Genomic DNA, 26,680 nt, shown 5'->3' on the forward strand with positions numbered 1-26,680 from the left:
AGTGCTATTCACTATTTTTATAACAGTCTTAGATTTTTCTGTCAATATGATCCAACTAGAAATAAAACCGCCAGCCTGCCAGCCTGCAAGCCTGACTCCCGGATCATCGCGACAATCACGACCCAAAATCGAGACAAAGGGAGAGCGAAGAAGAAACCCTCGGGTCAATCTCCCAAGGGTCTCCTTTGCTTCGCCTAATTTTATTTCACCGGAATATAGCCCGTTTTTTCTACTAATTCTTGTCCTTGTGGAGACAAAATCCATTCGATCAGCTTCTCTGCATTCGGATTGTCCGTCCCGGCTGTCACTGCGTAAAAATCGGCCGCAAACGGATACGCTCTGCTTTTTATCGTTTCCTTATTAGGCATTACCCCATCAATCGCGAGCAGACGAATGTTTCCGTTTCGCACCATCTCCGTGGCATAAAACAAGAACGAGTAACCGATGGCATTCGAATAATTTTTGTAGTTGGCTGTTTGCTCGATGATTTCACCCATTCCTGTTACCACGTCTTCTTGTGGTGCTTTCATGAGCTCTTTGTCTCCCATGATCTTCTTGAGCATCGTCTGACTTCCACTATTTTCAGGACGCTGAAAGGATCGAATATACTCATACCCGCCCCCGACTTGATCCCAGGAATTGATGTCTCCCGCATAAATGTCCTGAATCTGCTGGGTAGTGAGTCCGTGAACAGAATTCTCTGCATGGACGAAAAAGACAAAAGCTTCCTTTCCAATCGGGGTCAGCTTAAGCTCTACGCCTTTTTCTTTTGCTGACAGGAGCTGTTCCTCGGAAGGCGCTGCCGCAAAAATGATATCGACTTTGCCATCCAGTAAGTTTTCGTACGCATTTGGCGTCTTGTTTACCATGACTTCACTGTCGTAAAGATCATAATTTTTCTCGGGATAAACAGCCTGCACAAAGGAAGCGTAAAGAGGATACAAGGCCGTCGCCCCATCTATTTTGGGCAAATCAGACTGTAATGACAATGTCGCTGGTTGATCCAGTTTATGGACCTTGGAGTCTGTGGCGAACGGTTTATACTGTTCCAGATCGACCTCTGCCTCACTGACCACAGGAATGCTGTTATGGTAATAGCTGCTGATCTCATATCCTGCAACTGGCAGCGTACAAAAGAGAAAATAGACAAAGAGGGCCCGGTTCCATAACCGACTCTTTTGCGGGGCGAACATTTGGCCGATGATGTAGATGATAAAAACGACCGTCGTGACAGCGACAAGTAGGCAATAAACTCTTCCCTGTGCGTTCAAGGCAGTCATCACCATCGCCACGACTCCGATCACAGTGATGATCGCACCCAAAACAATACAGCCGAAGATTTTTCCTACCAATTCTTTGTTCATTCCTTCTCCTCCCAGTTCTCCTACCGTTATTATAAATGATTGGGAGAGATTAGGAAGAAGAAGCATACCAAACGAGCCAATTTACTCGACACCTAACCATTCCTTATAATTTGTTGCCCATTTTTGCAAATCGTTGATGAACAAGCTGGCGTGATAGCCATCACAAACCGCATGATGGACTTGCAAAGAAACAGGCAATAACGTTTTGCCTCCTTGCTCGAAATACTTTCCGCTCGTAATGATCGGCAGCAAATATCGCCCATCTCCCGAAATATTCAGATTAAACCCACTGAAGCTAACCCAGGGAATACACGAGACAGGGAAGGTATAAGGCGGTTCCGGTTCTTTCGCTACAAAACCTTTGTTGTCCCCATACTGTTTCATATCCGCTACGTAATTTTGATAAAACACAGGGAACTCATCAGCGAATTCCGTCCACATCGTAGAAAAAGTTTGATCGTCCTTGTGAAAAAAAGTATAGCTGGGTATCATGCTCTCCCAGTAGCCCAACTCGCCATCCGCATGAAACGATGTCCGAAATTCACGATGCTCATTGACAACGTTTGTCACCATATACAGAAAAGCCGGGTACAGCTTCATCCCTTTTTGCCGTAGAGCGGGGAGCAATCCCGATATATCAATGTTGGCTGTCAAACTAAAGGTGCAATTCACTCGGTTCAGATAATGCTCGAAATAAGACTTTCTGCTCCAATTGTTTAGATCGATTCGCTGAAATTTCATTGGATATCCCTCCTAAAATCGAAAACATCATGATTTTAGGAGGTGATTTTGCGTGTCCTTTTCATAACACCATCCCCTTCTCCAATCCTGCCTTACTCCTCCAGCATACCACTTGTATTTCTTTTTGACATCAGCCTGTGTATAGCTCCAATGTTTAAGCAGAAATAGGGAAGGGAAAAGGAAAGGGATGGTAAAGGAGGAACATGATGAAAAATATGTCTTTATGCTTAGCTCTTATCGTTTCGATTCTTTTCTCAACTTCCATGCCTGTTCAAGCCAGTCAGTTCAGCGATATCCCGAATGGACATTGGGCTCGGGAATCCGTTGATTTCATGGTGAAAAAAGGTGTATTAAGCGGTTATTCCAATGGAGCCTTCAGGCCGAATGAGGCGATTGACAGAGCCGAGCTCACTGTTATGTTTCATAAGCTGTTTAATAAGCTCCGTCCGAATCTAAACAAAGAATCCTCCGAGCAGAAAATACAGAAGTTTGAAGATGTCCCCAAAAAACATTGGGCCTATCAGCCATTAATGGAAATGTACGATGCAAACTCATTTGGTGTTGTAGATTGGGACTGGGACAAAGTCTACATCTATCCCGAAAAAAAGGTAACGCGGTGGGAAGCTATGTACTTCTTCCAAACGTTTTTTTACCAAGAGATGTATCAAATGCCCGCCGATCAAGTTTTGCAAGTCCTCGCTAGAATTGACGATATTACCGTACAGTCGGTCGATTCACCTAACTATCGATCACCTTATCCTGGTTCCACTGCTATTCCTAACGCCGAATACACAATTAGCTACAGTCACCTCGACTCTGGAGAAATAACTTTCGCCAATGGTGACATTGATGCATTAAAAGCTTATGCACTCGCATGGCTAGTGGGCAACGACATCATGAGTACGTGGGATAACCAATTGGAAATACACGATCCACTCACACGAGCGGAGGCAGTAGTCATGCTGCACCGTACTTACAACGTATTATTAGCGGATGGGTCTCTCTCAACGTATACGAGTAAATAACCCTCGCCCAAACTCTCGTTTTGGAAAAGGAGCCCTCACATTTGGAAGGCTCCTTTTAGCAAATGCACCTTTTACTCCATCTGCATTTTGCTCATATCCATATACAAGCAGATTTCAGCGAAGCCCACCCCATACATTCCCGGACAGTACCGCTCATTCAAGAGGCAACGTTATTTTAAATAGAGTCGTATACCGTTGATTTCTTTCCAAATGAATGGTCCCCTGATGTAACGTTATAATTTTTTTACAAATGGCTAGACCGAGTCCGGTGCTATCTTTCACAGGATTACTCCCTTTTATGAACTCTTCAAAAATGTGTTCCCTAACATCCTCTTGAACACCTGTACCGTTATCACCCAACCACAGAACAACGCCGGCTTCTATTTTCTCGCATGAAACGAATAGCTGCGTTCCCGGAGGATTATGTTTTAGTGAGTTACCGATCAAATTCGTAATAACGCGGTTCATATGCATTTTGTCGAACATGACAAACAGCGGCTCCTCTGGAATTTTCACATCCAGCTGAAATCCCCTATCTTCTATTTCCGGATAAAATTCCGCAACAAGCTGCATAAACCACTTACTGATATTCACCTTTTCTTTATCAAGTCTCACGTGCTGGTCTTCCAGCTTTGCCAGCTCGAACAAATTTTGAATCAAATGGGCCATATAAGACGATTTGTCGTTAATATATTGAACATACTGACGCCTTTGCTCTTCTTCTAGCTCCGGCCTATCCAGCAACAACTGAGAATAACCGAATACAGAGGTAATCGGCGTTTTCAGATCGTGAGACAAATGCAGCAGCATGTTTCTTTTGTTGTCCGCTACCGCTTCTTTCTCTGCCGAGGTCTGCTGTAGTCGTTCTGCCATTCCGTTAAACGCTTCCCGGATTTCTGCAAATTCCATTTCTGCCGAAAATGTAAGCCTCTTCTGATAATTGAAGCCTTCCATTTCTTTAATACCCTCTACAATTTGCCGGAGAGGCTTCTTCATCTGCAAGACGGAGTACCGGGTATAGAAATAAAGGGAGATGAACAACAGAACGACAAACAACGCTATTAAGATTCCAAGCGCCAATGATATAATTTCCGACCGCTCAGGAATTTTCCACAACAGAACATAGTTTTCACCCTCTGGCCCTTGCGCTCGATAGGCATGGTAGAAAATTGAATCATCATTTCGCAGTATGTCCACTTTAGCGTACAGCATTCCATCGCTATATGTCATGATATTGTCTTCCTTGTTGCCTTTTACATAGATGACTGTCCCCGATTCATCCACGATCTCGAACCAGCCGCCGTACTCGTCTAACAACCGTCCATCAATCTTTTCAAAAGGGTACTGGTATATTTTACTGCCGTCCACTCGGGTCAAATCGGGCGTTTTATCAAAATAGTTGTCCATCAACAGGTCTGTCCCCAAAAGAGCAATCATAATCGTGCATAAGAACAAACCGCTTATCACAACATAGTGCCGAAAAAACAGTTGTTTTAACGGCCGCTTGTCGGGGATGCTCTCATTTTTTTTCAAAACGGTAGCCTAACCCCCTGATCGTAATAAGATAAACTGGCTTTCTTGGGTTATCCTCAATCTTCTCCCTGAGTTTGCTGATATAGACCATGATGAGGTTTTCATCCCCTATGTATTCCTGCCCCCAAACATGCTCGTAGATGGATGCTTTTGTAAAAACTCTCCCCGCATGCTTCATCAGTAAAGACAAAATCTTGAACTCGTACGATGTCACTTCTTTCTGCTGTCCATTTTTGTACAGCTTACAGCTCACCAAATCGAGCATGACATCGCCAATTTGTATGATTTCATCGTTCTGCTTTTCACCTTTAGAAAATACATCCATTCTTCTGAATAACGCTTGAACTCTGCTGACGACTTCTATGGGGTTAAAAGGCTTCCCCACATAGTCGTCAGCGCCAAGCTGCAGTCCAATAATTTTATCCATATCGTCCGATTTCGCGGACAGGAATAAAAACGGAACTTCGGAAATATGTCGCATCTTTTTTAATAACTCGTATCCATCCATCATCGGCATCATAATATCAGCAATAACCAGATCGATTTGCACGTTTGAGAATACAGCCAGCGCATCAACCCCATTACCTGCTTCATAAGTAGCAAACCCGTAATTTTTCAAATAAATACTGAGTAGTTCACGAATTTGTGCTTCATCGTCGATGATCAGTATCGTTTTGATTGTATTTCCCTCCATCGCCTCATGTCGCAACGAAGCACAAACAAGAAGTCACGGCTTGTTGTACCCTAAAATAATTGGTCTGCGAACCGAGATAGTAACGCAGCCGCTTCTTTCCTTACCATCAGCTGCTCTGATTTATAATCGAAACTGCCATCTCTGCCTTTCACCACTTCTGGTCCGTATAATCCTTTTGCCACTACGAAATGGACTCCCTCTAAAGCCCAAGCATCTGTCCTACCACTCAACTTGGCTTTTTTCGGCTCTCCATGAAGATAGCCAAATGCCATGCGCCATACGATGGTTGCTGCTTCTTGACGCGTCAATGGCTCGTTCGGATAAAATTTGCCATCAGCAGATGCTTTTAGTAAACCTAACTCGTAAGCTGCTTGAATTTCCCGCGCATACTTGTTACCTGAAAGATCCGTGTAAATCGGTTTATGCTTTGATGGGGCAATGCCACTCCACTTGATGAACCAGCCAACAAACTCTCCTTTTGTTATCTGTTGTTCGGGCGAAAAGCGATTGTCTCCTTCCATATCAGCAAAGACACCGATCTGGCGCAGGTGATAAATATAGGACGCATATGGATGGTCATTCTCCACATCCTGATAACGTTGCGGCTCAGGCAATTTTTCTGCCCAACTATCTGATTTTAAATCGTAATAGAAAGCCTGCACATCTCCGTGATCGTTCAGCTTAAAAGCAGCTTTACTACCTTGTTCATCCTGGAATAAGAGTGGCTCCACCTCATATAGGAAATGTTCTCCCAGCGGGTCTTTTACAATGAGTTTGCCGCCTTCAGCACGTATACGAGTCGTCCACATCCGGTTTCGCAAATCGCTGTATGTCCCTTCAAACTTCGTGAGTTCTTGTTTCGCTAACGCAAACGGTCCCTTTTTGTGCTCATTTTTCGGGTAGTAATGATCCATAAACGCTTCAATCAAAGGCATACGAATTTCGAAGTCCTTATTGACTGTAACAAATACTCCCACTTTTTCTTCCGGGATCAACCACATCCCGGTATGGTATCCTTGTAAATCCCCTGCTTTTTCAATAACATAATGTCCATTGTAATTTTGCTGGTTGGCATATTCGAAACCAAGCGCCATGTTATTCAGCTTTGGATGCACGGAAAGATGAGGTCTCTGCATTTCTGCCGCCGTTTCTTCTTCCATAATCGTCGCATTCCCAAGCTTTCCTTTATTGAGATGAGCAATCATGAATTTAGCCATATCAGAACCAGTTGAGAGCATTCCACCATCAGGAAGCTCAGTTGGTACCGTTGCATAAGTCGGGATCGGCTGTCCGATAATATTATAAGGTACAGCCAACTCTTTGACTATTGAGGGTGTAAGTCGAAAATCACTATTTTCCATGCCAAGTGGCTTAAAGATGCGTTCCTGCACGTATTCACCAAATGGTTTTCCTGCTACTTGTTCTACAACATAACCTTGAATGGTGAAGCCGAGGTTGTCATATCTGTAAAACTCTCCTGGCTTGCGAATGACATTTGGGAGATTGTCCATAACGAATTTCTTTAAAGAAACCTCCCGTTTCAAGTCGGTTGTTGAACCGTCAGAAGTGTCTCCAAAGTCAAATCCAGTGGCGTTCGTTAACAGATGTTTCATTGTAAGAGGAGTGCCTGTCTTATTCGGAATCCGGGCACCCCCCATATATGCGGATACATCTTTGTTCAAATCTATTTTTCCTTGCTCCGCCAATTGCATAACGGCTGTAGCTGTAATAACCTTGGATACTGACGCTACACGGAATACAGTCCGATCAGGATCGACCGGAATCTTCTTCTCTACATCCGCATATCCATACCCTTTTTTCAAAAGGACCTTGTCTCCTTTTACAACTACAAACGAAGCTCCTGCCAAGTTGTTCTTAATTTCTGACTGGTTAAAAAATTCATCTGCAAATTGCTCTACCTCTCTCGGATCATCCGGCCCAGATACAGAAGATGCGAACACTTTGGTTGGAGAAACAACTCCGCTTACAAGGCTGACGCTCATAGTAGTTACAAGTACAGTCGCCATTAATGTCTGTAACTTCGAAAACATTTTCATAAGATTGCTCCTCTCCTTTACCCTTATTTCCTTCTCTAGAAGAGTAAGCAATCAATCTTAATCGTATTTCTATACAACCTTAATAGAACATGAATTTTTTGCTTGTTCATGCAAAAACCCCTGATTTCTCAGGGGCACGCTCCTCTATTCTCTCGATATCTGTCTCCTATCCATATACAACACATTCCACCGATGACCATCCAAATCTGCGAAGCCTGCCCCATACATCCCCGGACCATGCTCCCGCGGCTCACTGAAAACAGTGCCCCCAGCGTCTATCACCTTACCCACCAATTCATCCACCTTTTCCCTGCTCTCGGCATCGATCGAAAACAACACTTCCGTTCCGCGCTTTGTATCTGCCAGTTCATTTTGCGTAAAGGTTTGGAAGGTAACCTCTGGAAACAGCATAATGAGCATGTTTTCTTCGCCGATTACCAAGCCCGCCATCTCTTTGCTATTCTCATGGCGAGGATGAAAAGAGAATCCGAGTGCGGCAAAAAATGATTTGGACTTTTCGAGGTCCTTGACGGGCAAATTGATCCAAAGCTCTTTTGTCATGGGAATTTCTCCTTCGCTTTTTGTTTGGATGATACTCATTCTTCTCCTTTAAAGCATAGCAGAATCATGCTTGAAAGCTTCTTCCCGATTGCTATTTTGTGTTAAACCATTCATTCATATCATTTCCGATATTGACACTCGGAATTGGAACCGATAAAGTATTGGATAAACTCGGTTTTACAAGCGCGAAAATTCCAAAAACAATAACGAGGTGGGCACATGGCAAACGATTTGATTCAAGCAATTACCCTGTTAAAACAAAAAGAATGGGTAGATCTCACGCACACATTCGGTCCGGAATCCCCGCACTTCCACGCCTTTGACGCCGCCGAATTCCAAACGCTGTTCACACATGACGACGGCTTCTTCGCCCAGCGGTTCTCTTTTCCTGGACAGTACGGTACGCACTTGGATGCACCGATTCACTTTGTGCGCAACAAGCGTTACTTGGACGAGATCGAGCTGAAAGAACTCGTACTGCCGCTCGTCGTCATCGACAAATCAAAAGAAGCCGAAGCCAACAACGACTATTCGCTATCCGTGGAAGACATCTTGCATTTCGAAACCGAGCACGGTCAAATCGAGGGCGGCTCCTTCGTTGCCTTGCGCACAGATTGGAGCAAGCGCTGGCCAGACGTCGATGCCTTCAACAACAAGGATGCAGATGGCAATAATCACGCTCCCGGCTGGTCATTGGAGGCTTTGAAATTTTTGTTCGAGGAAAGACAAATCAAAGCAGTCGGTCACGAAACCTTCGATACGGATGCGACAATCGACTACCGGAAAAACGGAGCGCTCTTGGGCGAATATTTTGTGCTCGATCAAGACACCTATCAAGTGGAGCTGCTCAAAAATCTCGATAAGCTCCCGGCAAAAGGCGCTGTCATAGTAAACATTACACCCAAGCCGGAAAAAGCCTCCGGGTTTCCTGTTCGCTCGTTTGCCATATTGCCTTAAAGCTAAAGCCGAGTAAAAGCCAGGTATCATCACCGATCACCTGTCGCTCACTCGGCTTTTCATCTGAAAATGCCCTACGTATCCAATGGCGATTTACGAATAACCGCCACACTGGACTCCCTTACAATCAGCCGCGGCTCGAACTGTACGCGCTCAAACGCCCCTGCCCCCTGCTCACGAATCCGTTTCAGCAAAAGCTCTGTCGCCAGCCGTGCTACCTCTTCCCCCATGATCGAAACAGAGCTGATCTGCGGTGTCGTAATCGTCGTCCACACATTGTTGTCAATGCCCACGACAGCGACATCCTCTGGCACACGGACGCCGAGCTCCTTGAACCGATTCACAATCCCGATTGCCACCATGTCATTGACCGCATAGATAGCGTCCGGCATGTTTTTCAAGCTAAAAAAGTAATCAGCAGCACGAAGGCCCGTCTCAAACGAGAAGTCCTCACCGAAATACACCAGCGAGGGATCGACGTGCTGAAGCGACGCCTCATAGGCAAAATACCGTTCCTCGATCTTGTCCTTCGGCGCACCTGCGTAAGCGATTCGCGTACGACCAATTTTGATCAGATGCTCCATGACCAGTCGCCCTTCTTGACGGGCCATACTGACAATATCTGCTTTCACATTGTCTTCGAGCTTTTTTCCATAGTTAATAATCGAAACGGGAACACTCGCTTTGTTAATCATCTGGACCAACGTCTTCGGATAGGCGAGCGGCATGATAATCAGCCCGTCTACATGCAGCTTTTTGACCTCACGCACAGTCTCAAGCTCCATTCGGGCATTTCCCGCTGTATTAATTTGTACGACGCGATAGCCATGCTGCTTGGCTGCTTGCTCAACCGACCAGGCGATATCCGGAATGATCGCATTGCGAATATCAGGGACAGCCAATGCGATTTGATAGGTTTGGCGCACCTTTAGACTTTGCGCGGAAGTGTTTGGAATAAAGCCCAGCTCATCGATGACGTCCAGAATCAACGCTTTCGTCTTCGGACTGATTCCCCCGCTGTCATTGATGGCCCTCGATACCGTTGCGATTCCTACGCCAGCCTTCTTCGCCACATCTTCTATTGTCACTTTATTTTTTGTATCCAACGCGTTGCTTTCCTTTCCATATCGGAATCGTTTTCAATCTTTCCGAGCTAAATGGTGTTTTCTTACCGCTATTATAGCATACACAAAACCAATGGTAACGAGGCTCGAGCAAAACATGGCGGACGACTTCGCACCTGTTGCACAACACCTATACATCCATTCAACATAGCTAGAGTTAACATCCTCTCCTCTGACAATTGCACATCACCCCAACTCTTGCCTAGGAAATCAAATTGACAAGATCCTAAACTTATGACATATTAATTTTCGGAAACGTTTCCTATTTTACTTGCTGAATTTCATATATAGAATCCAAATCGAATGAGGAGATGGCAGATATGAAAGCGTTACGTTGGCACGGATTAAAAGACCTCCGTTTGGAAACCATTTCGGAACCGGTTGCGACCAAAGGTAAAGTGAAAATCAGAGTCGAGTGGTGCGGCATTTGCGGAAGCGACTTGCATGAATACGTGGCTGGCCCGATCTTCATCCCACAAGGTACTGAACATCCACTAACAGGCGAAAAAGCCCCGATCGTAATGGGGCATGAATTTTCCGGACAAGTGGTGGAAATCGGAGAAGGCGTAACCACTATCAAGGTTGGCGATCGCGTCGTTGTCGAGCCGGTTTTCGCTTGCGGAACATGCGCTGCGTGCAGACAAGGCAAATACAATCTTTGTGAAAAAATGGGCTTCCTCGGTCTCGCAGGCGGCGGTGGCGGCTTTTCGGAATACGTGGCTTGCGATGAGCACATGGTCCACAAAATCCCAGACAGCCTCTCCTATGAGCAAGGAGCTCTTGTCGAGCCATCTGCCGTGGCCCTTTATGCAGTCCGTTCAAGTCAGTTGAAAGCTGGTGACAAAGCTGTCGTATTCGGTGCTGGTCCCATTGGCTTGCTTGTCATCGAAGCATTAAAAGCAGCAGGAGCGGCTGAGATTTATGCAGTGGAGCTGTCCCCCGAACGTAAAAACAAGGCAGCTGAGCTGGGCGCCATCGTTATCGATCCAAAAGAATACGATGTAGTCCAAGAAATTCACAACCGGACAAACGGTGGCGCAGATATCGCCTTTGAAGTCACAGGCGTGCCTCCTGTCCTCACGCAAGCCATCAAATCTACCAAAATCGCTGGACAAATCATGATCGTCAGCATCTTCGAAAGAGAAGCGCCAATCAAGCCAAATCACATCGTCATGAAAGAACGCAACATGACAGGTATCATTGGCTACCGTGACGTATTCCCTGCCGTCATCAGCCTGATGGAAAAGGGCTTCTTCCCGGCAGACAAGCTGGTCACCCAGCGCATCAAGCTCGACGACATCATGGAGAATGGTTTTGAAGCACTGTTGAAAGAGAAAAACCAGGTAAAAATCCTCGTTAGCCCGAGAGCATAAGCGAAAACGATTCCATAAATATCGTGCTATTTTCTTCCACACAAGGAAATATGCCATGCCGCTACAAAAAACGGAGAGAAAGCAGGAGTAATTCCTGTTTTCCGCTCCGTTTTTTCTCGTTATCCTCTTCGTTTTTTAGCCTTGCGCTCTGCGAAGAGGAGCAAGTGTCATTACGCTTCCTTTTCTTGTGTATGCTTCAAAATTGCTTCGATGACGACATCCCAATCCCCACGCGGAAGCTCATGCCCTGTCCCTTCCAACGTAAGCAAGACTGCTCCCGGAATGGTGTTCGCAAGATGTAATGCATGCGCGAAAGGGATGAGCATGTCTTCTGTACCGTGAATCACAAGTGCTGGTACAGCGATTTCCGCTGTCCGCAACAAGTACGGTTCACTGGCTGTCACGAAGGCGTGGTTGTTTCTACTCGCATAATGGTTGCTTCTGGCCATATCGATTTGGGCCAATTCACGAACGCGCTGCTCGTCAAAAGGATGTTTGGAACCACTGAGAACTTTCCAACTCGCAACCGCCGCCTCTAACGCCTCCTGCTCATCCTCCCAGTTAATCTCGCCCATCTTGCTGAACAACTCCGTCAGCTTCTCATCGATTGGTGGTAGGCCAGGAGCAAAATTGGACGTTGCGTGCAATGTGATGGTACGAACTTTTTCGGGATGTCGCAATGCAATCATTTGTGTCAACATTCCGCCCATCGACATACCAACGAAGTGCGCCTGCTGTACGCCGAATGCATCAAGGACGTGAACAGCATCATCCGCCATATCTTCAAACGTATAACCTGGATGGCCAACCTCGTAGGTCGTGGAGCGTCCGACATCCCGATTATCAAAACGAATAACAAAGCGTCCCGCGTCGGCTAGTCGCTGACAAAATTCTTCCTCCCACCAAAGCATGGACATTTGTGCTCCCATAATCAGCAAAACCGCCGGATCTGTGGGCTTCCCAAAGCTTTCCGCACATATTTCTACACCGTTTCTTTTTAAGATCTGTTCTGCCATTGTATGTTTTCCTCCTCAACGAACTGAAATAAAAAAACACAGGCTAGGCTGCCTGTGCTTACGTCATCGAAAAAGGAAGAAGAAACGAAACCCATGTACATCAGATTCCAGCATCTGATCGTACAGGATTGGTTCCATTCTCTTCACAGATCATGCAAATAGAGGGGGCATCACGCTTGCTTGCCTTCCTCACTCCTATTTGCTCATGATTCAATTGGGTTACCATAGCGGCAATCCATTTTCCGATTCGTATGCACACAACATAGCCTTTTCTCACTATTTCATCGATTGTGTTGTGCGAATAAAGTATCGAAAAATTAATTTGCCACACGTAACCCTCCGTCCCTGATAAGTTGTGATCATCCTACCACATGCTTTTTCATCTGTCAACGATTGGCAGTTTATATGATTGTTCGTATCCCTGGTCCTGCAAAAATCGTCTCAATGTCTCGGGTAAGCCTCATCTCGACGAATTGATCACATGGCTGCTTGGAAAGAATCTGGTCATACGTGATACTGAAGCAGGATGCCGACGCGAAGCTCACGAAGAAGACCTGTGTTTATTATTTTTCTTCTTTGGCAGCGAAAAGCAGCTTTCGCACCCTCTCATCCCGCAAACACAATCCGCCCCACATCAAAATCGCGAGGTAGACAGCAAACAGCGTATGGGAAAAGAGCGGCGCATCGACACGGATCTGGGTAGCAATGACCCCACCGAAAAATCCAGTCAACAGAAGCGCACCCAAAACTGCTGTCCGGGGTATAGCATACAACACCGTTGATACAAGGGCGAGAATTCCAATCACGCCAATGTGATGCTCCGCATAGCCGAGTACGAGGGTTCCCTCTATGACAGGAGCAGGCTGGATGAGTTTGAATACACCGTCAAAAAGCATAAAAAGAATGACAAGTCCGCTCATAATCCGTGCAATCCACAGACGTGTTTTAGAAATTTGATTCCGCATTTGGATCCCACCTTTCATTTTTTCCTAACTAGATCGTAACACAAATAAAACGATAGCATTTCTTCTGAATTGCTATTTTGGGGGGATGTCTTTTTCTAAAAACGAAAAAAACCTTCTCAAATGAGAAGGTTTTGAATTCGTATCATGGATTAAACCGGAAGGGTAACTCTGTAACCCGGTTGGTTCTTTGGATGGTTTTGATTCAAGAACACACCACGGTCATTTTTCAACACAATTACTTCAAAGAAAGGACGGAAACGATCCTCCGAAATACCAAACGCAGTCAAGAATTTGCCAAACAGCTCTTGCTCTTCACGCTCAGGTTGGCCATCAGCCAGGGAAGAATCGATCAGGTTGACCAGGATGCACATTTTTTGAGCGTCTGTGAGCATTGGCGTTACTTCGCTCAAGAATTTCTCAATGGGGTTTTTGCGTGTATATTTCATTGCGTTTTCGAGCAACTGTCTGTTATTGGCACCTACGCCAATCACGCCGTTGCTTTCTTCGCCACCCAATACAGCGAGCAATTGACCGATTTCCTCGTGGTCCATTTCTCCATCCGATTTCATCATGTAGAGCAAGGAACATGCAAACCCAAAATGAGGGGTCATTTCTTCCCCTTTATCCGTTTTAAACATATCAAACAAACCCACGCAAACTACCTCCTATGTAAGACAAGATAGTATAATTTTACTATTCTCTGGATAATGTTAGCAATACTTGTCAGGGTAATCAATTTTTCGGCAAACAAAAAAGAAGTGCCAGCCTGCCCGCCGACACCTCCTATCCCAGCTCTTATTGCAATTGTTGCACGTGATAGCCCTTGGCTTTCAAATGATCGATAACCATGCCTTTCATCGAGAAGTGGGCAGCACCGACCACGACAAAAGAAGTCGTTTCCCCTTTTTTCTCCAACACTTCTGCCAGTTTTATAGCCATGTTTTTATCTCGCTCACCGAGCAGACGCTGGTTCACATCGCCTTCACCGAAATCGCCATGCGTCGTCATGATCTGGGTAAAGCCATTCAGATCTCCTTCTACCCATTCCGTCTGCATGTCTTTTAAGAGCTTTGTGCCTTCCTCCAGCCCTTTTTCGGTCATAGCGCTATCTAAAATAATGTTCAATTCTTTCTCCTGCTGCTCTGCTGGTACATCTGACAGCAAGTCCGCTTGCAGCTTTATGCCTTCCAGCTCTTTGATCGGCTTCTCATCCAGCATCGCCTTCGTCAGGAAGTACCTGTCGATGCCGGTTAGCATCGCGAATTGAACATCTGTATCGCTGTCTACGTAGCCAAGCGTTGGCACAGATAACGAAATAGCAAATGGCTTGTAGGTATCAAAAGAATTGGCTGGCAGTTGCAGCTTGGCAAGCAAGTTTTGCACCTTTTGGTACGTCTCGGCGGATACATGATCCTTCAATGTGGTGCCATCCGCGTATACCATCTTTTGTGTTAAATAGTCATTGTCACCGTTGATAATATCTGCTTCGACCCACAGTTCATCCGACGCTTCATACGCTTCCCGGATGTCTTTTTGCATCGGGTACATATCTGCGATCCCCATGTGGATCGAGCCGAGCAAGTACATGGTGTTTTTGCCGTTGGTCACTTTCCACATAAGACCTTCGGCACCACCGCCAACCGTATCGTATGCGAACTCGACCAGTCGGCTCGCCATCACCGTCGCTTGTTCAACCGTGCTTGGCTGATTCAGCTCGAGACCTGTGCTCGTCCCTTTGACCAGGCCTTTTTTCTTCATGTAGTCAATCGGGTTATCCCCGGTCATTTCGAATGCTGCTGGCAGTTCGTAGTTTGCCAGGAGTTTGTACAAAGAAGTAATGACCACTTCTCTCGTAATCACCTTATCCGTCGGAGTGGACAAGGAAGCGTTCTTTTTCTTCAATCCCAGAAGATCCAGCTTTTTCGCCGTTCCTTCCATCAAGGTAAGAAACTTGTCAGCAGAAATCGATTGCTGAAATGAAGCATCTTCATACCAAGCCAGTGGAAAAATTCCGTATTTCTCCCCTTCGTTCAACGTGGTCACCGACCAAGGGCTGATTACGGGAGCTACGGAAGTTTGCCCGTGAACTGGAAGCACATACCCTAGCAAAAGCGCCAAGCTGAGTGCACCTGTACCCGCCCATCGACTCAGTTTGCTCCAGCGTTTGTTTAATTTCATGAAACTTTCCCCTCTCGATTCTAAGCTGAATGATTTTATGCCATTCTGTCTTAGTGGTAGATTATACCACAACTTTCTGGAAGAGATAACCGAATGATAGAAAAGAATAGAAAATACGACCATTTTCACTATACATAAAAAGCATCGACATTGATCGTCGACGCTTTCGCTGTGAATCCGCAAGTTATCGATTTGGTTTGGTCAAATACAGACGTATTGTTAACGGAGCAAATATGACAACCAGCAGTAGGCATAATCCGATTCCGATCAACACATCAGACAGATTTGCTGTTCCCCCCATCAAGCCTCGTACCGTCCCTACTGCGATACTGATCGGGTTTAGATTGACGATTGTTCCCATCCATTTAGGCATGGTGGAAGAATCTACGAAAATCGTGCTAGCAAAAAGCAACGGGTACACAAAGAACATGCTCGAACCCGATACTGTTTCCGGTCGCTTTGCCAAGATACCGATCATGGAAAAAATCCAGCTCACACTAAAGGCAAAGAAAATGATATACAAAACAGCGAGTGTCGCACCGACTATACCGCCTTCCGGGCGAAACCCCAGCAGCATTCCTGTCCCAATGGCGACGAGTATGGCAATCGTATAACGTAGGCCGTCTGTTAATAATGGGCCTATGACAGACGCTGGCTGCCAAAAAGGCATGGTACGAAAACGGTTATACACGCCCTTCGCAATATCCTGGCAAATGGTCGTCCCGCTATAAACCGTCATTGGAATGATCGTCAACACAAGAACTCCTGGCAGAAAAAACTGGAGATACGCTGCCGTAGAACCAGCGATGGCTCCACCGAACAAATATGTAAAAATAAGCAACATCATCACAGGGGAAAGGATAGCGTCCATACAAAATGTGAAAAGGTTATTTTGTGTGTTTTGCCATGTGCGCCACATAAAGATACGGATTGCCGCAAAGATACTGAGTGTATGACTCGCGTTCATGAGATGGTCTCCTTCTTTTCACTATAAGTCAGGGCTAAAAACACTTCTTCCAGACTCGGGTCACTCAGGGAAAAATGCTCAATGGAAACCTCATTAGCCAGAAGCATCCCGATTGCTTGGTTTGCCAGACTCGCTTCTTTTACTGAGATGCTAAGAAAATGTGGGTCATCTTGATCGGAATAAATCGGCAACCGAAGATGTTCTTCCAAAAGACGGCTTATCCGTTCCTTGTTCAGAGGTTCGGTCATACGAACCGTCAATGTCTTTCCCCCCACCAAGGCTTTTAACTGCTCCGGTGTCCCTTCTGCAATCATCGTTCCTTTATCAATTACCGCGATCCGGTCAGCTAATTGATCGGCTTCTTCGAGATATTGGGTCGTTAATAGCACAGTGGTGCCTGATTTTAAAAGCGTACGGACGACTTCCCATACTTGCTGCCTACTTTGCGGGTCGAGACCCGTGGTTGGCTCATCCAGAAAAATTAGCTCCGGCTGAGTGAGGACGCTGGCGGCGATATCTAATCGTCTCCGCATCCCCCCAGAATAGTTTTCTACCATCCGATCCATGGCATCTGCAAGCCCAAATGTATCAAGCAGCTCTCTTGCTTTTGTACGGGCTTCCCTCGTAGAGTAGCCAAACAATCTGCCAATCAGGATCAAGTTTTGCAATCCGGTTAATGCTTCATCCAGGGCAGCGAACTGTCCCGTCAGGCTTATTTTTTTGCGCACAGCCTGCGCGTTTTTCACGATATCGCAACCGGATATCAATGCTGTTCCTCCGTCTGGCGCAAGGAGCGTGGAAAGCATATGGATGGTTGTCGTTTTTCCAGAGCCGTTCGGGCCGAGCAAAGCGAACAACTCCCCTTTTTTGACACGCAGGTCAATTCCTTTGACCACCTCATGATCCCCGAACGATTTCCTGAGCTTCTTGACTTCAATGGCATATGACATGGCGGCCACTCCTTATCCAAAATTGCTTTTATGTTCGATTGCCCATTCGGCAAACGTTTTTGCAGGCTTTCCCGTCACTTGCTCCACCGTGGACAAGACCGTGTAGCCCACTTTAGGTGGATTCTTGCCCATGGCTACGAAAAATTCAATATCTCCCTCTTCGTAGCCCTGATCTCTCCAATTTTGTCGCGCCTGCTCCTCCGAAAGCTCTTCAAATCGAATTTCTCTCTCTAAAATTTTCGAAATTATCTGAACAGATTCGATGCGTGTAATCGCCTCTGGTCCCGTTAGAACATAACTTTGCCCATGGTGTCCCGATTCAAGCAATGCCACCACAGAAACACTCGCAATATCTGCTTCGTGTACTTTCGCGCTTAAGGCATTGCCAAAAGGTTCCCGCACGACTCCCTCCAAACGAATCGATTCCTGCCAATCGACAATCGCATTAGACATGAATTCCACGGGCTTCAGGAGAGTCCATTCCATTGCACTGTTTGCCACTGCTTCTTCTACAGGACCTTCCGTGTCACTCACCAATACGGACACGCGCTTCACTCCGGCTCTTTCCGCCATTTCGACTACCTTCGGATCGGTTTGAAAGGTGTAGCTAGAAGCAATTAAGTGTAGAGCCGTTACGCCTTGCAACGCCTCTTCCAGGCTCTCCGGTATAGCAAGGTCCCCTGCCACAGCCTCTACTCCCGCTGGCAGGTCGGCTTTTTCCGGATTTCTCGAAATGGCACGTACCTCTACACCCTTTTTCAAAAGCTGATCCACCACATGTCTCCCTACCGTACCTGTTGCACCCGTTACTAAAATCGTCATGCTGTACATCCTCCTCAAATTATTGGTAGTGTCGTTGAATCTCTTTGATTTCTTTCAATACGTCTTCCTTTAAGTCGTCAGGGGAGATGATCTCTACCTTTGATCCATAACTTAATACGACTGAAATCGCGTAGTCTCGTTTATAAAAAACTTTGTGCAAATCGATATGCGTACTGTGATGCGTACATTCTCCCGGGAATTGCTCCAACACACGAAGCCCTACGGATGGATCAAAACGGAGATGCGCAAGTGTCCCTTCATAGTCTTGCGTTCCTTCTTCCTCCTGGCTTGTCTGGTCTTTTCTTGGGTGAAACATGAATTCGGTCACCTCAAGCGCAGTAATCCTGGAAAGGCGAAAGATTCGATTCGCCTGACGCAACAAGCAATACGCCTGAAGATACCACGCTCCACGCTCCCAAAATAGACGGAGCGGCTCCACTCGTCTTTCTGATACCGTACCTGATGCACTCTTATAACAAAAATTCGTGACTCGATTTTGCTGGATCGCCTCTGAAAGCGGGTGAATGGCGACCTTCTCCTCTTCTACCGTCGTCAGGTTAAAAATGATCGATTCGTTATTTCCCCCATGCAGTAGAGCAGGCTGCAGGCTGCCCAGCTTCTGAACAAGCGTCGTATATTTTCCTCCGATAGCTCCTTCCGTGCTTTTTAAGAGATTGTATATGACCGAAAAGTCTTTCACAGAGAAGTGCTGCTTCGTGAGGAAGAAACCCTCCATCAGCTCGAATCCACCATCTGCTCCTGTAAATGAAACGACGGGAATTCCAGCTTGATTCATTAACTCAACATCACGATAAATCGTTCGAACAGAGACCTCAAATCTGGCTGCAAGCTCTGTTGCTGTCACCCGTTTTTTCGTCATCAACTCTATCGTGATAGCCAGTAATCGATCCAGCTTCATCCATTTACACTCCTCATGCTCATCACCTATTCGGCGACTGTCATCATCATAATGCACGAATCCTGACATCATGTGTGTCAGGATTAAAAAAACTCACCCTCTATTTTACAGGAGGGTGAGTCCTTTTTCGAAAACGTTACTTCATGGATGCTTCTTCAATTTCTTTATATGCCCAATGACCAGGTACGACATCCGGCCATCTTTGCGGGCCAGCTTGGTTCTGTGGCACACGATTCAACACGCGATTGAGAATCGTTACGGCTTCGGCACGCGTCAGCGCTTTCTCTGGCTGGAAGGTACCATCGGGGTAACCTGTCATGTAACCTTTTGCAACAACCGCTGCAATGATTGGAGATGACCAGTGATCTCCCCTCACATCAAAAAAGGCAGTGCCTCCTCCCGCACCTTGCAAGGCCTTGTATTTATAGATGACCGCGGCTATTTCCGCTCGGGTAATGTTGGCCGATGGACGGAATGTGCCGTCCGGGTAGCCGCTCATCATACCCGCCGCACTTGCTTGATGAATCGGATTTGCTGCCCAGTAGTTGTCTGCTACATCGAAGAACCTTCCCTTATTCGCAGAAGACTGGCTCACCATTTCAGCGTTCAGTAAAATGGCAGCCATCTCCGCACGTGTCACCGTGCGATCCGGTTGAAACGTTCCGTCAGGATAGCCATTGATATAGCCACGTTGGCTCTTGCTTTTCTTATTGGTTGCAGGGCGCTCCTCTTTCTTATCTGTAGAGCTGCCTCCAGTGAAAAAGCTGTTTGTCGGCGTGGTATAGGAACCTTTTTTACGGTCTTTGTCCCGATCCCTGTCTCTGTCCCGATGCTTGTCATCTTCCAGATCTCTCCATGCTTTCTTCAAATCGTACAGAGCATCGTCTACCTCCGACTGCGTAGCATGTGGATCGTCAATGACATCCCATGCATGTTCGAGTGCATCTTCCAAATCACGCCAGCTTGATCTGGTGTAGTCGTCTTCATCCAAGTCTTTGTCCTCGATCTCTTCCACTTTGGCTCTCAATTCTCTTTTATAGACCGCGTCATCTTGTTTCTTCAAATCTTGTCTCGCTTTGATTAGTTTCTCAAGGGCAACATCTACGACAATCTGGCTCGTATGCGGATCATCCAGTACAAAGTAAGCCTGCGCCAGTCTATTCTGCAGTTCTTTCCAACTGGCCCTCGTGTAGTCTTTTTCTTGCAGCTTTTCCACTGCAATTTCCTCTACTTTCGCTTGCAGTTTACTCTTGTCGACTGCACTTTCCTGCTTCTTCAGCCCTTCTCTTGCTATGACTAACACGGACAAGGCACCATCGATTTCTGCTTGGGTGACATTTGGCTTCGTCAGTACCGCTTTTGCAGCATCCAATGCATACACCAGCTTGCTCCAACTGTCAGGCGTATATTTTTCCTGGATCAAATTCTCGGCGTTAACTTCATTGACTTTTCCTTGTAAGTGACGAAGATCTACAGTGGTTTCTACCGCGGCAGGTGTTTCCTCTGCACTTGCTGCTTGGCTTACAGGCACGAATATGGATGCTTGGAAGATCAAGCAAAAGAGGCTAAAGAAAACAAGACTCGTTACGGCTCTGTGAAAACGTCCCAATTCCCATCCTCCGTTCTTTACGATGACCCATCTGATCATCTTTTTCCAATCATTTACATTGTATGATGGAGACCGATAAGAGGATTCATATTTTTAGAGGCCAGAAATAGGTTTTTCCGGGCGTTGCTTGGTCTTGCCGGAGAACGAAAAATTCGTCCACATACGCAATAGTCGTTCCACTGGACCATAACGGAATCGTTTTAGATACAGTCGGCTTAAAAAAAGCTGTCCCAAATAAATCACAATCGCCAATCCGCAACCAGCCAATACTCCGATCTTTCCGAACCATCCGAGTCCATATCCATAGAAGATCGTCGTACAAATGACCGTTTGCAAAAGGTAATTCGTTAAAGAGAGTTTTCCCACGGCTTCAAACCTTGGCAGCCAAGTTGATTCCGTACTTCTGGAAAAGAACCAAGCAAAGGCAAAAATGTAACCAATGGCAAGAATGGTTTCCCCCGTTATATCACCGACGCCACTCCACCAAGTTCCCGGCAAATATACATGTAATGCTTTTAACAAAAGTCCCGCTGGCAAGAAAATCAGCATGTTTCGGAGATACGAGGTTCGTTCTTCCTCTGGCTTCTCGAACCACCTGCGCTTCGCAGCAAACATCCCAAAAAGGAACATGGGTGCGCTCATAAGCGGCGCGATCAACAGTAAAACAAACATCATGTATTCTGGCAAACCAAGCGGATCTTCACTGTTTCTGTGATGCACGATCTCCTCGTATGTTCCCGTGCCATAGACAGTCATGGTTTTGACCACATATGCCTCCATACGGGCAGGATCGGTAATACTCGCAGGATCATTCGGATCATCTGGCACAAGCCCCATTAAGCTGATGAGGCAGAGCAAGACAATCCCCCAAATGAGCAAAGTCTTCGGTTTACGGTTCATGAACAGCAACAAAAAGAAGCCCATCAAGCCATAAAACCCCAAGATATCCCCTTCCCACAGGAAATACGAATGAAGGAAACCAAATCCGATCAGCATCAAAAACCTGCGGGTAAGGTAGCGTTTTTGTCTCAAGCCTTTTGCGGCCAAGCTTTGCTGCATCTTGATCATGCCAAAACCAAACATGAAGGTAAAAATCGGCATAAAGCTGCCTTCTACAAATATTTTCACAAGCTGATAAGCAGTCATTTCATAATCGGGAAGAGCGTACAAATCCATTTCTTGGCTTCCCCAAATCCCATACTGGAAAATCAGCATATTCGCCAGCAAAATCCCTACTAAACTAAATCCCCGCAAGCCATCGATGATGCGAACGCGGTTCTGCCTTAGTTCCATGACTATCACCTCAAGCCTGATTGTAACGGGCTAAGCTTAATGGCTTCTAAATCGCACCTTATCGTTACCTTACTATTACATTTAACGCGACTTGGGTATGGTGGACGATTAGGAGAACTTCAACTGATCAAATATCGCGACGAATATTTTGGCGATGTTTCTGGCATCATCCATTCCACGATGATGCGTACCTTCGAGTGGGATATTCAACATCTGCAATGCCTTCCCCATCCCGACACCGCGCTCGGCTCCAATCATTTTGCCGTATTGGTGCTTGATGCTGATATGGTGACGAATCCAGCTTGACGGCACGCCGCAGTATGCGAACATTACAGACTTCAACCAAGCGCTTGAACTGCTGGCCGATGAAGTCAAAGTCGATTACGTGGACTTGGCCCCCCTCTTCACCGCCAACAAAATCCAGTACGCGGACAATGGTGTTCACTTCAAGCCGCATTTCTATCCGCTGCTCCTGGACTACTTGAAGGGGCTTGTAAAGTAGGGAAATAGCCGGTTAGTTGGCAAGTGTCAAACAGCCCCCACCTTTTAATTAGGGTAGGGGCTGCGTATTTTAGCATTTTACAAAGTGGTTCTTGTATCCTTCTGTATTGATTTCCAGTGCATTTAGTTGCCCGCCAGAATAGCCACACCCGCCATCTATCCCTATTTTATCACCTTCTGTTGAATACCAAATTTGATTGGGTGCTGTATTCGATTTTATTCTTGAAGTTGGGGTATGTCCAAATATGACAACTTTGTCAATGCCTGTTGGACTTTCTATAAAATCCTCACCAATCCAGACAAAATCAGAAGGTGTTGTTTCTCGCCAATTCCTTGGACGAACTCCTGCATGTACAAAAATATGTCCTTCATCTTCAAAGTAATAAGGCAAATGATTAATAAAATCAATTTCTTCTTTGCGCTCTACTTTAAGTGTTCTTTTAACAAGCTCTATGTCGTTAAAAACTGAATCATCAACACCTTGAAGAAAACTATCTATTGCGTTCATACCACCCATTTTATGTAGAAAAAATAAATCAAAGGAAGGGTTCCGAGAGTCCAAAAATTCAATCAAAGAATATTCATGATTCCCCATTAACGCAATTGCCTCTTCTTCCTCCACCATTCTTTTAATCTCTGAAACAACTTTTAGAGATTCAGGTCCTCTATTGATATAATCTCCAATAAAAATAACCTGGTCCTGTATAGGCTTATAATTTATTTTTTCCAGTAGCTGCTGAAGTACATGAAAATATCCATGGATATCACCAATAATCAGTTTCCGTTTCATAGCTACCCCCTTCCTGCTCCCCCTTATTATCTCATATTCAGATTCTTTTTCCGAAAACTAGCAACAATTCTTTCAATCAAACGTACAACTCATATAAGATACAGAATTTAACAATGTAATCGAGGTGTTAACAAGCATGGAAGCATCAATCTCAATTGTCACCTACCGCCCTGAGCTGGCCGCAGCGGTCGCAGATATGTGGAATGCAAGCCGAGATAGCTGGGGAGGCGGAAATTCGATTACGACAGCCGAACAAATCAGACAAGAAGAAGCAGCCTCTGACGCTATCACTGTCTATCTCGCAATGGAAGGTGAAACGGTCGTTGGTTATTGCAGTCTGGCAGAATATCGGGAAGATACCGGCGCCCTCTACATCCCGTTGCTCAATGTACGTCCCGACTATCACGGAAAAAAGGTCGGCCGGATGCTGCTTTCATGCGCACTGGAGAAAACGATTGAGCTCGGCTGGTCGCGACTTGATCTGTATACATGGGCAGGAAACACGAAGGCTGTTCCGTTGTATAAGAAGTTCGGCTTTTTCTGGGAAGACCGGGACGACGCCACTCACCTAATGAACATGATTCCTTCTGTGCTCCGTACCGAGGCGATCTCCCATTATTTTGAGGAGCTTGACTGGTATCAGGACTCCACGCGACAGATCGTCGTAGAGCCAGACGGACGCAAGGAAAACGGCTTTGATTACTTCACCTACTCCTGGGCAAAAGGAGACAAGAGCTTGCGCGTGGAGTTTGAGCGGCGCGGCAGAGGCATGCGCCTCATTGAGACGGAAGATTATCTCGTGTCTGCCGAAGTGGAAAAGCTGGAGCTGGTCTTTGGACGGGAGTATCAGATTCACTATCGGATCGTCAACAAATCAGGCAAGCCGTTACAGATTTCGTTAAACGGGCAACCGAGCGACACGATCCGCTTTGATTATCAGCACGAGCTGGCTGTGACAGGGGAAACCACGCTGTCCGCAACCTTTTTTGTCGATCCAATCACAGAAGAGCAAAGCATCTGGCGCACGCACCCGCGTGTCTGCACCCACCTGCTGATCAACGGCAAGGCAGCGCTGTTTGAGGTCGGAATCCTTCCCAAGTTTCCTGCTACCCTTTCCTTGCATGTACCAGGCCTCTCTTATCCGGGGCAGACAAAGCTGTTTTATTTGGACGTGGAAAACAATTTTGCGGAAGAAGCCGAATTTGCATTCGAGCTGCCCGCTTGCTCATTTTTTGGCTTACAAGAGCAACGCCACACTTTGAAACTGTCTGGCAAAGAGCGCATGTCGCTTCCGCTTAACGCTGATCTGTATGAACACGGCTTTTACGAAGCCAACGTACAGGTGGAGGCAAAGCTCGCAGATGGCAGATCAGTTTCTTTTGCCAAAAAAATCGGGGCTGCCTTCACGGGGCTTGGTGCGATGGTGTCTGGAGAAACGGAACAAGCTTGGCAAGTGCACCATGGCCGCCATATGCTCTACTTGAACAAAGAAGATAATGAAATGACTGTTGTTGGCGGGACAGGTGGCGAGCCAACCAATCTCCTCTATCCCAAGCTCGGCAAGCCTTTTTCCAGCGAGTTCTCGAAGAAACGTGCCGAGAAAGTTGAATTTATCGCAGAAAAAGGAGCGATCGGAATCCGTGCGACGTATCACTCCAGTGCATACGCGCAAATAGCGTTGGTTAGCAAAACACTCCTGTTCGGAGATGGCACTGTGGAACACGGGGTGGAGATAGAAAATCATTCTGCTGACAAATTGGCTGCTGAGCTGTGGCTAAACCAAGGCTTTCATCACAGTTTTCATCGCCCCATTGTGCCGTACCAAGGCCGTTATGTTGAAACACCATCCTCTTACGGCAGCGATATGGATTATTGGGATGCTGAGTTAGTCAGTGAAAACTGGCTGTTTACACAGGATGAGTCGGCCCCATGGGGAATGTGCTGGCCTCCTGAATACCGTTTTGACATTCAAGGCTGGTACGTGACACTTGAAACCAATCTCGGCATGCTTGCTCCACATGAAAAAAAATCGTTTGGCCCGATCTACTTTTCGCATGGGGGCTATGCTGACTGGAAAGAGTTTCGTGCCTTTGCCCGTAAGGAACCACTGCCAGCAGACTTGATCTTGACCTCTCACCTGGAGTTGAGTGCCAATGGGCAAAATCCGTTTGTCACAAGTAAGGACCTGGATGTACAGGTGAAAGAATACAAGCAGCAGTACTTGGACGGAGAACTGATGGCATCTCTTTTGAGTGAGTTTGCTTCCGGACAAACGCAGAGCTTTACTGAAGATGAAGAAGAGACTGAATCTGGCTTCTCCTTCAAGACACCGGAAAAACCATATGACCTCGTGCAAGTAGAGGGACGTTTTGCAACGCATGTATCGCATTTGCAAAGTGCGATTTTCCCAATTGGTCAAGGGAAGGTCATCCAGGAAGAAACAGTGGAAGAGGGGCAGCAGGTCTATATCGCCGACAATGGACGATTGCGGATCAAAGCCGCTCCAGATTTTGCTTCGACACTCTACTCGCTCACAAGCAATGGACAGGAGTGGCTGGATAGCTCCTTCCCTGAGCGGAAACCGAAATCTTGGTGGAATCCGTGGACAGGTGGAATCGGCAATTATATTGAGGAGTTAAGCGCGTTTTCTCTGGTTAAGGAAGAGCGTACTGCATCCTTTGTCGAGCTAATTGACAACAGGCAAAATGCGTGGCAGGGAATCAAGGTGAGCTACCATGTGAAAAAGCAGGAGAAGTATCGCGGGTTGACTTGCCATCAGTATTACTTGCTGCTGCCAGGGGTACCTGTCCTCTGCCATACCATAGAAATCGAGCAGAATACTGGAACCTACTTTGCTGGCAAGGAATTGTCTACGGACATCTTTTTGCAGCCAGGAACCGAGGACGAGGCGGTATGGCTGAAAACCGTCGGTACGAATGGCGAGGAGCTCAACTACATGCTGGCACAAGGTGAATTGGATGTCCTTGAAGTTTCTGATTATGTCCTCGGGCGCGCTAACAGCAAGGATCAAATGCATATCGTTACTGACCTCGATACTGCGGACCTCCAAGTATACGCAAACAAAGAAGTAGCGGTAGCTTCTGTCATACGCGAGCTGAATCTGCCAAACAACAGCACTACCTTTACTCCACCTGTCTTTTTCCTGTTTGCCGACAACACGCTTCCATCCAATGCCTTATCTGACTTACGTGCGATACGCTTTGCCAAATAAGGGAGGGCT

At 46.3% G+C, this 26,680-nt stretch carries 22 protein-coding genes and 1 pseudogene; 4 read left to right on the plus strand and 19 right to left on the minus strand.

The window, feature by feature from the left end:
- Nucleotides 1-200: 200 nt before the first annotated feature.
- Both KB186_RS08820 and catA read right to left on the minus strand, forming a co-directional pair.
- Entirely contained in the window at nucleotides 201-1,364 is a 1,164-nt protein-coding gene (locus KB186_RS08820) for a PstS family phosphate ABC transporter substrate-binding protein (protein WP_221867597.1), read from the minus strand.
- An 81-nt stretch (nucleotides 1,365-1,445) separates the two neighbouring features.
- Entirely contained in the window at nucleotides 1,446-2,105 is a 660-nt protein-coding gene (gene catA, locus KB186_RS08825) for a type A chloramphenicol O-acetyltransferase (protein WP_232773431.1), read from the minus strand.
- A 203-nt stretch (nucleotides 2,106-2,308) separates the two neighbouring features.
- Here catA and KB186_RS08830 point away from each other — a divergent pair, with 203 nt between their 5' ends.
- The gene (locus KB186_RS08830; RefSeq protein WP_232773432.1) at nucleotides 2,309-3,130 is read left to right on the plus strand and encodes an S-layer homology domain-containing protein; all 822 of its coding nucleotides are present in this window, start codon (nucleotides 2,309-2,311) and stop codon (nucleotides 3,128-3,130) included.
- 153 nt (nucleotides 3,131-3,283) lie between these two features.
- Here KB186_RS08830 and KB186_RS08835 read toward each other — a convergent pair whose 3' ends face one another.
- The 4 genes from KB186_RS08835 to KB186_RS08850 all read right to left on the minus strand — a co-directional run bounded on the left by KB186_RS08835 (nucleotide 3,284) and on the right by KB186_RS08850 (nucleotide 7,975).
- Complete coding sequence (locus KB186_RS08835) at nucleotides 3,284-4,663, minus strand: HAMP domain-containing sensor histidine kinase (RefSeq protein WP_173608804.1); 1,380 nt, start codon at nucleotides 4,661-4,663, stop codon at nucleotides 3,284-3,286.
- Nucleotides 4,650-5,357, minus strand: a complete 708-nt coding sequence (locus KB186_RS08840; protein ID WP_173608805.1) for a response regulator transcription factor — start codon at nucleotides 5,355-5,357, stop codon at nucleotides 4,650-4,652. Before KB186_RS08840 ends, KB186_RS08835 begins: the two co-directional genes overlap by 14 nt.
- 50 nt (nucleotides 5,358-5,407) lie before the next feature.
- Nucleotides 5,408-7,414 carry a serine hydrolase domain-containing protein gene (locus tag KB186_RS08845; protein ID WP_173608806.1) on the minus strand — a complete coding sequence of 669 codons (2,007 nt, stop codon included), beginning with the start codon at nucleotides 7,412-7,414 and terminating at the stop codon, nucleotides 5,408-5,410.
- A 144-nt stretch (nucleotides 7,415-7,558) separates the two neighbouring features.
- Nucleotides 7,559-7,975: a VOC family protein gene (locus KB186_RS08850; protein WP_232773433.1), complete on the minus strand. Its 417-nt coding sequence runs from the start codon at nucleotides 7,973-7,975 to the stop codon at nucleotides 7,559-7,561.
- 219 nt (nucleotides 7,976-8,194) lie between these two features.
- On the opposite strand from KB186_RS08850, the gene KB186_RS08855 reads away from it, so the two are divergent.
- Nucleotides 8,195-8,932 (plus strand): cyclase family protein, encoded by a 738-nt coding sequence (locus KB186_RS08855; RefSeq protein WP_173608808.1) that lies wholly within the window; start codon nucleotides 8,195-8,197, stop codon nucleotides 8,930-8,932.
- Nucleotides 8,933-9,006: 74 nt separating this feature from the next.
- On the opposite strand, the gene KB186_RS08860 is transcribed toward KB186_RS08855, so the two are convergent.
- Nucleotides 9,007-10,038: a LacI family DNA-binding transcriptional regulator gene (locus KB186_RS08860; RefSeq protein WP_173608809.1), complete on the minus strand. Its 1,032-nt coding sequence runs from the start codon at nucleotides 10,036-10,038 to the stop codon at nucleotides 9,007-9,009.
- Between the two features lie 338 nt (nucleotides 10,039-10,376).
- Here KB186_RS08860 and KB186_RS08865 point away from each other — a divergent pair, with 338 nt between their 5' ends.
- Nucleotides 10,377-11,429, plus strand: coding sequence for a 2,3-butanediol dehydrogenase (locus tag KB186_RS08865; RefSeq protein WP_232773434.1), 1,053 nt, complete (start codon nucleotides 10,377-10,379; stop codon nucleotides 11,427-11,429).
- Between the two features lie 170 nt (nucleotides 11,430-11,599).
- Here KB186_RS08865 and mleBRB read toward each other — a convergent pair whose 3' ends face one another.
- From mleBRB to KB186_RS08925, 12 genes and pseudogenes are all read right to left on the minus strand, one after another.
- Entirely contained in the window at nucleotides 11,600-12,445 is an 846-nt protein-coding gene (gene mleBRB / locus KB186_RS08870) for a BRB family alpha/beta fold macrolide esterase (RefSeq protein ID WP_173608811.1), read from the minus strand.
- A 563-nt stretch (nucleotides 12,446-13,008) separates the two neighbouring features.
- Nucleotides 13,009-13,410, minus strand: coding sequence for a DoxX family protein (locus KB186_RS08875; protein ID WP_173608812.1), 402 nt, complete (start codon nucleotides 13,408-13,410; stop codon nucleotides 13,009-13,011).
- 149 nt (nucleotides 13,411-13,559) lie between these two features.
- On the minus strand, nucleotides 13,560-14,063 hold the full coding sequence (locus KB186_RS08880) for a tellurite resistance TerB family protein (RefSeq protein ID WP_173608813.1): 504 nt from the start codon (nucleotides 14,061-14,063) through the stop codon (nucleotides 13,560-13,562).
- A gap of 142 nt (nucleotides 14,064-14,205) precedes the next feature.
- On the minus strand, nucleotides 14,206-15,588 hold the full coding sequence (locus KB186_RS08885) for a TraB/GumN family protein (RefSeq protein ID WP_232773435.1): 1,383 nt from the start codon (nucleotides 15,586-15,588) through the stop codon (nucleotides 14,206-14,208).
- Between the two features lie 184 nt (nucleotides 15,589-15,772).
- Nucleotides 15,773-16,555 carry an ABC transporter permease gene (locus KB186_RS08890; protein ID WP_232773436.1) on the minus strand — a complete coding sequence of 261 codons (783 nt, stop codon included), beginning with the start codon at nucleotides 16,553-16,555 and terminating at the stop codon, nucleotides 15,773-15,775.
- Nucleotides 16,552-17,505: an ATP-binding cassette domain-containing protein gene (locus tag KB186_RS08895; RefSeq protein ID WP_232773437.1), complete on the minus strand. Its 954-nt coding sequence runs from the start codon at nucleotides 17,503-17,505 to the stop codon at nucleotides 16,552-16,554. The genes KB186_RS08890 and KB186_RS08895 overlap by 4 nt, the downstream gene beginning before the upstream one ends.
- A gap of 12 nt (nucleotides 17,506-17,517) precedes the next feature.
- Nucleotides 17,518-18,327: an NAD(P)H-binding protein gene (locus KB186_RS08900; protein ID WP_232773438.1), complete on the minus strand. Its 810-nt coding sequence runs from the start codon at nucleotides 18,325-18,327 to the stop codon at nucleotides 17,518-17,520.
- A gap of 19 nt (nucleotides 18,328-18,346) precedes the next feature.
- Entirely contained in the window at nucleotides 18,347-19,246 is a 900-nt protein-coding gene (locus tag KB186_RS08905; protein WP_232773439.1) for a helix-turn-helix transcriptional regulator, read from the minus strand.
- 136 nt (nucleotides 19,247-19,382) lie between these two features.
- Nucleotides 19,383-20,894, minus strand: coding sequence for an S-layer homology domain-containing protein (locus tag KB186_RS08910; RefSeq protein WP_173608819.1), 1,512 nt, complete (start codon nucleotides 20,892-20,894; stop codon nucleotides 19,383-19,385).
- A 54-nt stretch (nucleotides 20,895-20,948) separates the two neighbouring features.
- A complete protein-coding gene (locus tag KB186_RS08915) occupies nucleotides 20,949-22,148 on the minus strand; it encodes a DUF418 domain-containing protein (protein ID WP_221867587.1) in 1,200 nt (399 codons plus the stop codon).
- Nucleotides 22,149-22,256: 108 nt separating this feature from the next.
- Nucleotides 22,257-22,460: pseudogene (locus tag KB186_RS08920) on the minus strand (3'-5' exonuclease); the annotation flags it as partial.
- A 259-nt stretch (nucleotides 22,461-22,719) separates the two neighbouring features.
- Nucleotides 22,720-23,439 (minus strand): metallophosphoesterase family protein, encoded by a 720-nt coding sequence (locus KB186_RS08925; protein ID WP_173608821.1) that lies wholly within the window; start codon nucleotides 23,437-23,439, stop codon nucleotides 22,720-22,722.
- Nucleotides 23,440-23,575: 136 nt separating this feature from the next.
- Here KB186_RS08925 and KB186_RS08930 point away from each other — a divergent pair, with 136 nt between their 5' ends.
- A complete protein-coding gene (locus KB186_RS08930; RefSeq protein WP_232773440.1) occupies nucleotides 23,576-26,671 on the plus strand; it encodes a GNAT family N-acetyltransferase in 3,096 nt (1,031 codons plus the stop codon).
- Nucleotides 26,672-26,680 lie beyond the last annotated feature (9 nt).

This window comes from Brevibacillus sp. AF8 (assembly GCF_021270385.1).
Classification (GTDB): domain Bacteria; phylum Bacillota; class Bacilli; order Brevibacillales; family Brevibacillaceae; genus Brevibacillus.

Excerpts from the sequence above, each read along its gene's own strand:
- KB186_RS08820 (WP_221867597.1), bottom strand. The coding sequence starts at position 1,364 with ATGAACAAAGAATTGGTAGGAAAAATCTTCGGCTGTATTGTTTTGGGT.
- catA (WP_232773431.1), bottom strand. The coding sequence starts at position 2,105 with ATGAAATTTCAGCGAATCGATCTAAACAATTGGAGCAGAAAGTCTTAT.
- KB186_RS08830 (WP_232773432.1), top strand. The coding sequence starts at position 2,309 with ATGATGAAAAATATGTCTTTATGCTTAGCTCTTATCGTTTCGATTCTT.
- KB186_RS08840 (WP_173608805.1), bottom strand. The coding sequence starts at position 5,357 with ATGGAGGGAAATACAATCAAAACGATACTGATCATCGACGATGAAGCA.
- KB186_RS08845 (WP_173608806.1), bottom strand. The coding sequence starts at position 7,414 with ATGAAAATGTTTTCGAAGTTACAGACATTAATGGCGACTGTACTTGTA.
- KB186_RS08850 (WP_232773433.1), bottom strand. The coding sequence starts at position 7,975 with ATGACAAAAGAGCTTTGGATCAATTTGCCCGTCAAGGACCTCGAAAAG.
- KB186_RS08855 (WP_173608808.1), top strand. The coding sequence starts at position 8,195 with ATGGCAAACGATTTGATTCAAGCAATTACCCTGTTAAAACAAAAAGAA.
- KB186_RS08865 (WP_232773434.1), top strand. The coding sequence starts at position 10,377 with ATGAAAGCGTTACGTTGGCACGGATTAAAAGACCTCCGTTTGGAAACC.
- mleBRB (WP_173608811.1), bottom strand. The coding sequence starts at position 12,445 with ATGGCAGAACAGATCTTAAAAAGAAACGGTGTAGAAATATGTGCGGAA.
- KB186_RS08875 (WP_173608812.1), bottom strand. The coding sequence starts at position 13,410 with ATGCGGAATCAAATTTCTAAAACACGTCTGTGGATTGCACGGATTATG.
- KB186_RS08885 (WP_232773435.1), bottom strand. The coding sequence starts at position 15,588 with ATGAAATTAAACAAACGCTGGAGCAAACTGAGTCGATGGGCGGGTACA.
- KB186_RS08890 (WP_232773436.1), bottom strand. The coding sequence starts at position 16,555 with ATGAACGCGAGTCATACACTCAGTATCTTTGCGGCAATCCGTATCTTT.
- KB186_RS08895 (WP_232773437.1), bottom strand. The coding sequence starts at position 17,505 with ATGTCATATGCCATTGAAGTCAAGAAGCTCAGGAAATCGTTCGGGGAT.
- KB186_RS08900 (WP_232773438.1), bottom strand. The coding sequence starts at position 18,327 with ATGACGATTTTAGTAACGGGTGCAACAGGTACGGTAGGGAGACATGTG.
- KB186_RS08905 (WP_232773439.1), bottom strand. The coding sequence starts at position 19,246 with ATGAAGCTGGATCGATTACTGGCTATCACGATAGAGTTGATGACGAAA.
- KB186_RS08910 (WP_173608819.1), bottom strand. The coding sequence starts at position 20,894 with ATGATCAGATGGGTCATCGTAAAGAACGGAGGATGGGAATTGGGACGT.
- KB186_RS08915 (WP_221867587.1), bottom strand. The coding sequence starts at position 22,148 with ATGGAACTAAGGCAGAACCGCGTTCGCATCATCGATGGCTTGCGGGGA.
- KB186_RS08925 (WP_173608821.1), bottom strand. The coding sequence starts at position 23,439 with ATGAAACGGAAACTGATTATTGGTGATATCCATGGATATTTTCATGTA.
- KB186_RS08930 (WP_232773440.1), top strand. The coding sequence starts at position 23,576 with ATGGAAGCATCAATCTCAATTGTCACCTACCGCCCTGAGCTGGCCGCA.